At 51.2% G+C, this 11597-nt stretch carries 9 protein-coding genes; all 9 read right to left on the reverse strand.

Annotated features, from left to right (window positions below; genetic code table 11):
- Positions 1 to 108 precede the first annotated feature (108 nt).
- Positions 109 to 1719 (reverse strand): CTP synthase, encoded by a 1611-nt coding sequence (locus Q3886_RS04770; protein WP_301860028.1) that lies wholly within the window; start codon positions 1717 to 1719, stop codon positions 109 to 111.
- Between the two features lie 88 nt (positions 1720 to 1807).
- Positions 1808 to 3472, reverse strand: a complete 1665-nt coding sequence (argS, locus tag Q3886_RS04775) for an arginine--tRNA ligase (protein ID WP_301860029.1) — start codon at positions 3470 to 3472, stop codon at positions 1808 to 1810.
- Positions 3435 to 3899, reverse strand: coding sequence for a DUF1934 domain-containing protein (locus Q3886_RS04780; protein ID WP_301860030.1), 465 nt, complete (start codon positions 3897 to 3899; stop codon positions 3435 to 3437). Before Q3886_RS04780 ends, argS begins: the two co-directional genes overlap by 38 nt.
- 71 nt (positions 3900 to 3970) lie before the next feature.
- Positions 3971 to 4708, reverse strand: a complete 738-nt coding sequence (locus Q3886_RS04785) for a TIGR03915 family putative DNA repair protein (RefSeq protein ID WP_301860031.1) — start codon at positions 4706 to 4708, stop codon at positions 3971 to 3973.
- On the reverse strand, positions 4705 to 5961 hold the full coding sequence (locus tag Q3886_RS04790) for a putative DNA modification/repair radical SAM protein (RefSeq protein ID WP_301860032.1): 1257 nt from the start codon (positions 5959 to 5961) through the stop codon (positions 4705 to 4707). The genes Q3886_RS04785 and Q3886_RS04790 overlap by 4 nt, the downstream gene beginning before the upstream one ends.
- Before the next feature lie 170 nt (positions 5962 to 6131).
- On the reverse strand, positions 6132 to 7298 hold the full coding sequence (locus tag Q3886_RS04795; RefSeq protein WP_301860033.1) for a class I SAM-dependent methyltransferase: 1167 nt from the start codon (positions 7296 to 7298) through the stop codon (positions 6132 to 6134).
- Between the two features lie 21 nt (positions 7299 to 7319).
- A complete protein-coding gene (locus tag Q3886_RS04800) occupies positions 7320 to 8156 on the reverse strand; it encodes a bifunctional 5,10-methylenetetrahydrofolate dehydrogenase/5,10-methenyltetrahydrofolate cyclohydrolase (protein ID WP_301860034.1) in 837 nt (278 codons plus the stop codon).
- Positions 8157 to 8172: 16 nt separating this feature from the next.
- A complete protein-coding gene (locus tag Q3886_RS04805) occupies positions 8173 to 10155 on the reverse strand; it encodes a penicillin-binding protein (RefSeq protein WP_301860035.1) in 1983 nt (660 codons plus the stop codon).
- Positions 10142 to 11575 (reverse strand): CCA tRNA nucleotidyltransferase, encoded by a 1434-nt coding sequence (locus Q3886_RS04810; protein WP_301860036.1) that lies wholly within the window; start codon positions 11573 to 11575, stop codon positions 10142 to 10144. The genes Q3886_RS04805 and Q3886_RS04810 overlap by 14 nt, the downstream gene beginning before the upstream one ends.
- Positions 11576 to 11597 lie beyond the last annotated feature (22 nt).

Genomic DNA, 11597 nt, shown 5'->3' on the forward strand with positions numbered 1-11597 from the left:
GACTATAATATGTTATATTTTTCACATACTTTACTGGTATTTATTCTCTTTCCGAAAAAAAGACGGCCTCAGCAGAGACCGTCTGTATTCCGAATATAGTATTTCTGATTATTTCAATTTTAAATCCAGTGCCGCTTTTACCAGCCCTTTGAACAGGGGATGTGCCTTTGTCGGCCGGGACTTGAATTCCGGATGGAACTGGCAGCCAACAAACCAGGGATGATCTTTCAATTCCACAATTTCCACGAGCCGGTCATCAGGAGACGTGCCGGAGAGAACCAGGCCGGCATTGACCATTTCCGTACGGTACTTGTTGTTGAATTCCCAGCGATGACGATGGCGTTCGTAAATCAGGTGTTCCCCATAGGCTTCGTAAGCTTTCGTACCTTCACTCAGCTTGCACGGATATACGCCCAGGCGCATAGTGCCGCCTTTATCGGAAATATCTACCTGATCCGGCATGAGGTCGATAACCGGGAACTTCGCATCTTCATTAAATTCCGACGACGTAGCACCTTCCAGACCTACGACGTGGCGGGCAAATTCCATAACGGCACACTGCATTCCCAGACACAGGCCCAGATAGGGAATGTTGTGTTCCCGCGCATACTGGACGGCAAGAATCTTTCCTTCTACGCCGCGGTTGCCAAAGCCGCCGGGAACAACGATACCGTCAACGCCTTTAAACACTTCAGCAACATCCACATTGGGATCTTCCAGAGTTTCCGAATCGATCCAGTGAATATTCACTTTCGTCTTGTAGGCAATACCGGCATGGCTCAGTGCCTCAGCAACGCTCAGATAGGCATCATGAAGGGCAACGTATTTGCCGACCAGGGCAATGTCCACTTCCTGTTCCGTATGGTAAATATCGTCGACCATCTGCTTCCATGCTTCCATGTCACAGGGCTTGTCCGGCAGCGCCAGTTTATCCAATACGATCTTGTCCATCCCTTCTTCGGCCAGAAGGAGAGGAACTTCATAAATACTGTTCAGCGTTTTATTTTCAATAACTGCTTCCTTGTCAATATCACAGAACAGGGCCAGCTTTTCTTTCATTTCATCAGACAGAGGCCGTTCTGTACGGCAGACGATAATATCCGGCTGAATGCCAATGCTGCGGAGTTCTTTTACACTGTGCTGGGTCGGCTTCGTTTTCAGTTCGCCGGCAGCACCGATATACGGCACAAGGGTAACGTGAATGTACAGCACATCGTTGCGGCCTACTTCTTTTTTAATCTGCCGGATCGCTTCCAGGAACGGCAGGCTTTCAATATCACCGACAGTACCGCCGATTTCCGTAATGACCACATCGGCATTGTCGTCGTCGCCTACGCGGTATACACGCTGTTTGATTTCATTGGTAATATGGGGAATAACCTGCACCGTATGGCCCAGATAATCGCCGCGCCGTTCTTTCTGCAGTACAGACCAGTAAATCTTGCCAGTCGTTACATTGGAATTCTTGCCCAGACTGATGTCGATAAAGCGTTCATAATGACCTAAATCCAAATCTGTTTCCGTACCGTCGTCTGTGACGAAAACTTCCCCGTGCTGATACGGACTCATCGTACCGGGATCCACATTGATATAAGGGTCAAATTTCTGAATCGTAACCTTGAAGCCGCGATTTTTCAGCAGCCGTCCCAAAGCCGCTGCTGTAATGCCTTTACCCAACGAAGATACAACCCCGCCTGTAACAAATATGTATTTAGCCATAATTCCTCCCTGTCGAGCCTTTCGCTCTTCTATAATACAAGTTATTGTATGAGCTTTATTATATGAACAGTCGTATGTGTTAATTATATTACATTTTTTCCGGAGCAGATACCCCTAAAATAGCCAGACTGTTGGCAATGGTAATGCGTACAGCCGTGACCAGAGCCAGCCGGGCTTTCTGCAGATCCTGATCTTCCTGAATAATGCGGCAGTGATTATAAAAACTGTGGAACAGGCCGGCCAGTTCATGAACATAATGAGCAATGCGGTGCGGTGCCCGTTCGCGGGCAGCCCGTTTGACTTCTTCCGGGAATGCCGCCATTTTCTTGATCAGTTCCAGATCGTAGGAATCTTTCAGTGTATCCCACTTTACGTCATCCCAGCCCGTGTTCCATTCTATTCCGGCTTCATGAGCCTGCCGGTAAATGCTGTAAATCCGGGCATGGGCATACTGAATATAATATACGGGATTTTCATTGCTGTGCGATTTGGCCAGATTCAGGTCAAAATCGAGCTGCGTGTCCAGAGAACGCATAATGAAGAAATACCGGGCTGCATCGGTACCGACTTCTTCAATCAGCTCGTTCAGCGTAATTGCCTGGCCTGTACGTTTGGACATCTTGACAGGCTTGCCGTCCCGGAACAGGCTGACCATCTGCAGCAGCAGCACTTCCAGCTGAGCCGGATCATAGCCAAGAGCTGCAATGGCCGCTTTGACCCGGGCTACATATCCATGGTGATCGGCGCCCCAGATATTGATCATTTTCTTAAAGCCCCGGTCATACTTGTTTTTATGATAGGCAATGTCAGCTGCCAAATAGGTCGGCACGCCGTTATCGCGGATAACGACGCGGTCTTTGTCATCGCCGTAATCGGTGGACTTCAGCCACAGGGCTCCGTCTTTTTCGTAGATTTTTCCGCGCTGTTCCAGTACGCGGCAGACATCTTCAATAGCCTTGGGATGGAGCGTCCGTTCGCTGAACCAGTTGTCATAGGTCACATTGAAATGAGCCAGATCCCGCTTCAGCGCTTTCAGCTTTTCCGCATAAGCCCGGTCTTTAAACAGTTCCAGCCGCTTTGCTTCGTCCATATGGAGGTATTTGTCGCCGTCCTGGTCGATAATAGCCTGGGCCGTTTCAATAATATCGTGTCCATGATAGCCATTTTCCGGAATAGATGACGGCTGGCCCAGCAGTTCCAGATAGCGGGCATTGACAGACGCAGCCAGATTATTCATCTGATTGCCTGCATCATTAATATAGTATTCCGACTGTACATGATAGCCTGCTGCCCGCAGCAAGTTGACCAGCGCACTGCCGTAGGCTGCGCCCCGGCCGTGTCCGACATGAAGAGGACCGGTCGGGTTGGCACTGACATATTCTACCTGTACCGTATCGTCTTCCCGCAGCGGCGCCTTTCCATACTCTGCACCGGCAGCCAGGATATTTTTCAGCGTATCATAAATAATGCCGTGTTTCAAAAAGAAATTGATAAACCCGGCGCCGGCAATATCGGCCCGATCCAGCCAGGGATAGTCCATCTGCGCCACAATGGCTTCGGCAATAGCACGAGGCGCTTTATGAGCAACCCGGGCAGACTGCATGGCAATATTCGTAGCGAAATCACCAAATTCTTTCTGCGGCGGCACTTCCAGGGCAATATCCGGGTAGGTGCCGGCAGGAAGAGAACCGGCGGCAACGGCCTTATCCAACGCCTCAGCAATGCCCTGTTTCAATAATTCCTTCATTTCCATTACAGTTATCCTCCTGCACCGTGATTGTTAATTGGGTATAGTTGGCACCAATACCTTCCAGGTCTACATCATACCCCAGAACGATCGTGCCAATTCCATCGTGAAGACGGACACTACATTCATAAGTCTTTGTCGTTACGTCAAATGCACCTACAGGCGTTTCATACCGCGACCGGGAGACCTTTCCCTTCCGGTATTCCTGGCGCTGATGAATTTTTCCCAGGCGCAGCAGCATGACCGCTTCATCAGGAAGCACCTTGATAACGGTCGTAACACCGGGCATCTCCGTCAGTTCGCTTTCTTCATATACGATATAGCGCGTCCGTTCCTTCGTATAATACTTGCCTTCGGAAATCAGCTCCAGCGTCATTTCCTGCCCGTCGGCATTCCGCTGCGTACTCTTTACCTTTACAATGACAGGCTTCACTGTATCCCTGCCTTTCCTATCACTAATCCAATAGGACTATTATATAACAAGTACTGGGAAAAAGAAATACTTTATTCTGTCATTTCCGTCAGATATTGCCAGTACTTTTTCGGCATATACTGCATGCGCAGCCGTTCATTATGCCGTTCTGCAATAGCAATGGTATCGTAATACCGCTTCCACAGGGACGCAAACTGCTGTTCATCTGCTGATACAGCTATATCTGCCAGGGTCTGGGGAATTTCAACTATCATCGCTTCTCCCTGCCGGTAATACACGCCTAGCTGACGGCGCGTATCATGGAGAACCCATTCTTCTCCGCTCAGGCGGCGGACAAAATGCGGCGCCATCAGGGGGACGACACAGCAAGTCGGCGCCAGCCGACAGTACAGCATGCCTCCGTCCAGTTCTTGAAACCGGGCCAGCCCCAGCAGTTTATGCCGCTCATTGCCGGTCTTCTGCGCCCACTTCCGCACCTCCCACAGGACGGGATCGCTCAGATGAGCACCAAACTGTCCCTGCAGGTGAAAGGCCAGCTGCAAATAGGCCAGAAGTTTTCGTTCCCGCTGCGGCTCTTCGGCCAGAAACCCGTAATATAAAAAGTGAGCCGCTTTCGCGCCGCACTTGGTGCGCAGGCTTTCCAGTATACGGGCCGCCTTGCCTTCGTCCTGACAGACCTGCTTCACAGGACTGAACAAGCTTCCTGTATCGTGACAGCGTATATCATCGACCTGGTCCAGCCCATCGTGCCAGGCATCGAATACAGCAGATAAATAGCCGAAAAAGGAACCATCGTACTGGTATATCATGACGAACCGCCGCCAAACAAATCCATAGGCTCATAAGCAGCTGTCTGTTCCCGCAGAAGCAGCTGCCTGCGAATGAAGGCCGGTTCGCTGGACATCCCGTAAAACCGGCCGTTACAGGTAATAAAATATTTGGCCCGTTTCATGACAATGCCCAGGCGGACAGCTGTATCATAAGAAATCTTTGCGTTCTTCCGGGCAGCACAAATACGCCGGGCTGAAGTAACGCCAATGCCGGGAACGCGCAGAAGCATATGATACGAAGCCCTGTTGATTTCCAGCGGAAATACTTCAGGATGGCGCAGGGCCCAGCAGGCCTTGGGGTCCAGATGAACGTCAAAATCCGGTGCGTCGTCACTCAGAATTTCGTCTGCCGAAAACTGGTAATACCGCAGAAGCCAGTCTGCCTGATACAGCCGGTGTTCCCGCAGCAGCGGCGGTTGGGTGAGGGCCGGAAGATTGGGTCCCGTCATGGCCGGCACATAGGCCGAGTAGTAAACCCGCTTCAGACTGACCTGCCGATACAGAGCTTCACTGAGGCGCAGTATGGTCCGGTCGCTGTCCGGCGTAGCGCCGATAATGAGCTGCGTCGTTTGACCGGCTGGGACGAAAGCCGGAGCCTTGCGACTTTGTTTCCGGTTTTCCCGGCGCTCTTCGATGCCCTGACGAATGGACCGCATAGGCGTAAGAATCCGTTCTTTCGTCTTCTGCGGCGCCAGCAGCTTCAGCCCGGCTGATGACGGCAGTTCAATATTGACGCTCATGCGGTCCACATAGCGGCCCAGTTCCCGAATAAGGCGGCTGTCTGTACCGGGAATTCCCTTCATATGAATATAGCCGTTAAATTTTTTCTCTTCCCGCAGAATTTTCGCCGTGCGAATCAGCAGTTCTGTCGTTTCATCCGGTGAGCGATATACGCCGGAGCTGAGAAACAGTCCTTCAATATAATTGCGCCGGTAAAAAGCAATGGTCAGATCGGCAATTTCTTCAGGCGTAAACAACGCCCGTGCCGTCTCATGGCTGCACCGGTTGACACAGTAGGCGCAGTCGTAGATGCAGTAATTAGTCATCAGAATTTTCAGCAGCGACACGCAGCGGCCATCAGCCGACCAGGTATGACAGATACCGCTGTATGCGCCGTTGCCAATCCCTCCTGGCTGATTCTGACGGCGGCTGCCGCTGGATGAACAAGATACGTCATACTTCGCCGCATCACTTAAGATTGTCAGTTTTTTCTGTATACTTTCCCAATTCACGCTGTATCACCTCGCTGTATGTATCATACCATAAATGCAAGGCATTTTAAACATATGTTCTGTTTAAATGGAAAAATCCATGAAAAAACTGACCTCCCCATGGTTAAATGTTTGGTCTAACAATGAGGGGTCAGCTTACTTGCATCAGCTCTTACAGCTAAACTATCGTATTAATACCAGCGCGTCATAGGCAGATCGTTGTTTATGCCTTTGGTCATGAGAATCTGATGGAGGTCGATGTTGCCGATATAGAAGGATACGGCACAACCGCAGAGATACAGATCCCACATGCGGACAAATTCTTCTCCTCTGGCCGCTTTTACCTGATCGCGGACGTTCTGGAAGTTGTTGTACCAGCACATGAGAGTTTTATAGTAATGGCGGCGCAGGCTTTCGACGTCAATAACCCGGAAATCATAGTCATAAGCCCGGTCAATAATTTCCCGCAGCGATGGCAGCGTGCCACCTGGGAAAATATATTTGCGCATCCACGGATTGCCTACGCTTTCATCAAGGCCGCTGATATAATGCAGCAGGAACAGGCCGCCTTCTTTCAGCAGATGACTGGCTGTTTCCATATACAGGGAATAGTTGGACCGGCCTACATGTTCCAGCATGCCGACGCTGACAATGCGGTCATAGGTTTTTCCTTCTGCTTCCAAATCGCGATAGTCAATCAGATCGATCTGAACCTGCCCCTGCAGTCCCAGCTTTTCAATCCGTTCCTGCCCTTTTTTCCACTGTTCCTTGCTCAGCGTGCATCCATATCCTTTTACGCCATAGGTCTTAGCTGCTTCAATGAGCAAATAGCCCCAGCCGCAGCCAATGTCAAGAAGGGTCATGCCTTTTTCCAGATGCAGTTTTTCCAGTATGTAGTGTACTTTCTGATGCTGAGCCTGTTCCAGCGTATCTGTATCATGCTTGAAATAGGCGCACGAATAGCTCATAGACGGATCGAGCCACAGTTTGTAGAAATCGTTGCCCAGGTCATAGTGAGATGAAACCTGCTGTTTTTGGCAGGCTTTGGATTCCGGCGTATGCAGCAGCCGGCCCAGAGCGCTTTTATCCAGAGAAAACTGGCTGCTCTGGCTCAAAAAGCATTTCAGCGCCGTGAACAGATCGCCTTCAATGGTCAGATCGCCGCGCATATACGCTTCGCCCATGGCCAGGGATGTGGAATTGAGCAGTTCCCGTTTGGGAATATCTTTGTTGACAGATACTGTAAATAACGGCGTACCTTCGCCAATGGTATAGGTTTTCCCGTGAAGAATAACATTGAAGCACTGCTTGTCAAATCGATGTAAATAATGAACAAAAAAAGTATCTAAGATATGCATGTTCGTTCCTCCTATGTTTTACTATGCATTCCCGAAGTGATGGACTACATTTTCCAGTACCATCATGGTCGTGACAGAACCGACGCCGCCTGGTACCGGCGTAATGGCTCCGGCAACAGCTGCGGCCTCGTCAAAAGCCACATCCCCTACGGTTTTGCCATCGACGCGGTTAATGCCTACATCAATGACAGTAGCACCGGGCCGGATCATAGAGCCAGTGATCAGCCCGGCCCGGCCGGCAGCGGCAATGACAATGTCAGCCTGTCGGACAACAGCCGGCAAATCGGCAGTCCGGGAATGGCATATCGTCACAGTAGCATGGCGATTCAGACATAACTGGGCTACCGGCTTGCCGACTACATTACTCCGGCCAATAATGACCACATGTTTTCCTGCCAGTTCAATATGGTAGTAATCCAATATGGCCATAACTGCCTGCGGCGTACAGGGCACAAAGGCCGGACGACCTGTAAACAGGCGGGCTACATTGCTGTCGGTCAGGCCGTCCACATCTTTTTCGGGACAGATCTTGTTGATAATGCGCTGACTGTCCAGATGTGCAGGCAAAGGCATCATCAGCAGGATGCCGGCTATCTGCCGGTTCTGATTCAGCGATTCTATAAGGGCCGTAACGTCTTCCTCACTTGCCTCGCCGCCTTTTTGATATATCGCCGCCGTCAGGCCCACAGAGGCTGCTGTCTTCTGCATGGACTTGGCATACATAGCCGACGGTTTATCATCACCGACGACAACGATTGCCAGCTCGGGGCACTGATCGCGCTGCGTCACTGCCGCCAGCTTCTGAGCGATACGCTCCCGATAGAAGGCGGCTACTTTTTTACCATCTAATAGTATCATCTATACATCCTTTCTGTTACCGCAAAAAGGTAACGGTCACTGTACTGCCAGGAGAGGCATACGTATCAGCCTGAGGCTGCTGATATACAGCCAGACCTGTACCGACAGGCACAAATCCCAGGCCAGCCTCATCGAGCCAGTCATTTACTTCACGAGTACTCCAGCCCAGAAAAGACGGCATGCGAATGCCTTCTGCCGTATGCTGAACGGGAGGTATGTGTTTGGGCGGCTTCAGCGCTGTCATCTCCTGCGGAACCGGAAGATCCTGCGCCGCAGGAAGAGTAGGCCGAATGCCCTTGATGCGGACAATTTGCGTCATCATTTCTTTAAAAACCGGCGCCGCTACTTGTGCACCATAATATACGCCATTGGGATTGTCAACGACAATGAGAACGACATACTGAGGATCTTCCAACGGACCAAAGCCAATGAAGGAAGCAATATACTGCCCCTCCGAATAGCCGCCGGCTTCCGGATCCAGCCGCTGGGCTGTCCCCGTTTTTCCGCTGAACTGGTATCCTTCTACTTTGGCATTCTGTCCGCCGCCGGAATTTACTTCTTCTGACAGAATCTGGCTAATGCGCCTGGCCGTTTCTTCCCGGATCGGCTGCCCTACTTCTTTCGGCTCTGTTTTTTCATATACAGAGCCATCGGGATTATCTATTTCTTTAATGACAAAAGGCTTCATCATATGGCCGCCATTGGCAATGGCCCCAAAGGCCTGCACCATCTGCAGGGGCGTTACGGCAATACTCTGCCCAAAAGACATGGTCGCTTCATCGACATGACTCATCGTCTCCGGATCAAATAAAATACCTTCTCCTTCGCCAGGCAGCTCGATGTTAGTCGGTTTGCCAAAGCCAAATCGCTTGGCATATTCCGTCATCGTCTGGCCGCCCGTAGTCAGTCCCAACTCTACCATGCCTGTATTAATCGAAAATTTGAGTATGTCTTTCAGCGTTACATTCCCCAATCCTCGATTATCCCAGTTATAAATGGTCCGGTCTTCTACCTGAATATAGCCGGTATCATGATATACCCGGTTAATATCCCATTTTCCGGAGTCAACGGCTGCAGCGGCAACGATCGGCTTAAACGTGGATCCCGGTTCGTATATATTGACGACAGCCCGGTTTGTATACTGGGCGGGACTGCCCTTGCCGTATTCATTGGGATCAAAGCCGGGCCGGCTGGCCATGGCCAGGATTTCACCGGTTTTCGGATTCATGACGATAATAGCTGCACCAGTCGGCTTACTGCGTGTCATAATGCCGTCCAGGCTGCGTTCGGCAACAAACTGAATCGTACTGTCAATCGTAAGCTGAACAGAGCGCTGCTTTTCCGGCAGAATCTGTTTCAGCGCCGAATCAAAAATAGGAATATTATTATGATCCGTCCTGAGCCGCAGCATCTGCGTCGTACCGCGAATCTCATCATCCAGTACGTGTTCAATGCCGTCCAGTCCTTCGTCATTTTCGCCGACAAAGCCGATCAGCTGGGCAGCCATTCCCTTGTTGGGATAAAATCGATGATTTTCATCAATAAATACGACTCCCTGTATCTTCTGCTGATCGAGAATCTGCTGCAGCTCTTCATATTTTTTATGTTCTACTGCCCGGTCCAGCCACACAAAAGCCGTATTGCGGGACAGCCGTTCCTGTATGTCCTCTTCCTTAAGCCGCACATAAGGCGCCAAAATTTTTGCTACTTCTGCAGGCGGTTTATTCAGCATCGTCGGATCGGCATAGAGAGATTTGGCCATTTCACTGATAGCCAGTACATGCCCGTTGCGGTCCATAATCGTTCCCCGCGGCGACTGCAGCTTCCGGTCCGCTTCACTTTGACTTTCAATCTGACTGGCCAGCCACTGAGCCTGAACAACCTGAAGATAAATCAGCCGGCCCGTAATGACGAGACATAAAAAAAATAATCCGGCTATGATCTTGCCCATGCGGCGTTTAATTCCCTTTACAGTCAACGCTTGTTTATGTACGGTCATGGCAGTCTCCCCGCTGGCGTTCCATCCATTTTCTGGCAGCAGCAGCCAGAATATCGCTGTCATTATCCAGATTTTGATTCTGGACGCGCGTAAGCAGAATTCGCAGGCATTCTCCCGTTCGGGTGCCGCACACTTCAGGTACGCGGCGATCATAGGACAGATCTTTCGTACTGACCGGCATCTGCCGGGCCATGTCGGCCATATAGGCGCCGAACGAAGAGGTGCCTTCTGTACTGGCATCAGCATGGCCGCATCCCCGTATATCCGCACAGGCCAGGGCCGTCGCCTGCTGTACCGCTTCTACCAGTTCGTCAGTCCGGCGAAAAGGTCCTTCCAAGGCTTCATGGCGCAGCCATTTCAGTACATCGCCCTGACCGGTATTGGCAAAGTAGTGAAATTTCATATGAGTTTTCACAAGCCAGGCAATGCGCTCGGCAAAGGGCGGCCTTTTCTGCCAGCGCAGCAAAATCTGCCGTGCCATGTCGGCTCCTTTCGCATCGTGCCCATAATCGGTATACCGCCCGTCTTTTCGGCCCCGTATCCCTGGCAGTCCTTTGGCAATATCATGGAAGAGAGCTGCATAGCGAAGGAGCAGATCTGGCGGCGTATTGGCAACGACAGCCAGCGTATGAAACCAGGCATCAAACAGGTGAAATGGTTTGGACTGTGGCGTCTGAGGCAAATGGCTGCATTCCGGCAAAATGGGAACTTCATGGTACTGGCCATTTTCTTTGCGCCGGCAACAGCAGGCACCCAAGCCAGACCGGACCAGCAAATCCAGCCCTTTATAGGCAGCCGGTGTAGTCATGAGGCGATCTATTTCGCGGACTACCCGCTCTACAGACAGTCCGGCGACACGGGAAAAAGCATCAGGCATAGCCCGGGTCAGTTCTTTTGCCGGCAGAAAGTCGAGCTGGCCGACAAACCGACAGGCCCGAAACAGCCGCAGCGCATCTTCCTGAAAGCGCTGATGCGGATCGCCTACGGTTACCAGCCGTTTGCGCCGTATATCACGCTGACCGCCGGTATAATCATAGACATGTCCGTCTGCATCCATGGCCAGAGCATTGACGGTAAAATCCCGGCGCAGCACATCTTCCCGCAGGGTCTGGGCATACCATACGGTCTCCGGCCGGTGACTGTCTTTCCCGTACGCTTCTCCGCGGAACGACGCAGTCTCTACGGTCATGCCGTCTACGACCAAAACGACGATGCCAAATTGTTCTCCCTGAATTTCCACCGTATGCCAGCCCTGTTTGGCTGCGACGGCATGGATTTCTTCCGGACGGGCCGATGTCGTTACATCATAATCATGAGGAACTCGCTTCATCAGCAGGTCCCGTACAGCGCCGCCAACAATATATGCTTCATATCCTTCGTCGTTCAGCGCAGTTACTATGCGCCGTACAATCGCATCCACTTCGGCAGATTCTCCTTTATAT

This window comes from uncultured Megasphaera sp., from assembly GCF_958350005.1.
GTDB lineage: Bacteria > Bacillota > Negativicutes > Veillonellales > Megasphaeraceae > Megasphaera.

Coding starts and splice junctions, on each gene's coding strand:
- Q3886_RS04770 (WP_301860028.1), bottom strand. CDS start 1,719: ATGGCTAAATACATATTTGTTACAGGCGGGGTTGTATCTTCGTTGGGT.
- argS (WP_301860029.1), bottom strand. CDS start 3,472: ATGGAAATGAAGGAATTATTGAAACAGGGCATTGCTGAGGCGTTGGAT.
- Q3886_RS04785 (WP_301860031.1), bottom strand. CDS start 4,708: ATGATATACCAGTACGATGGTTCCTTTTTCGGCTATTTATCTGCTGTA.
- Q3886_RS04795 (WP_301860033.1), bottom strand. CDS start 7,298: ATGCATATCTTAGATACTTTTTTTGTTCATTATTTACATCGATTTGAC.
- Q3886_RS04800 (WP_301860034.1), bottom strand. CDS start 8,156: ATGATACTATTAGATGGTAAAAAAGTAGCCGCCTTCTATCGGGAGCGT.
- Q3886_RS04805 (WP_301860035.1), bottom strand. CDS start 10,155: ATGACCGTACATAAACAAGCGTTGACTGTAAAGGGAATTAAACGCCGC.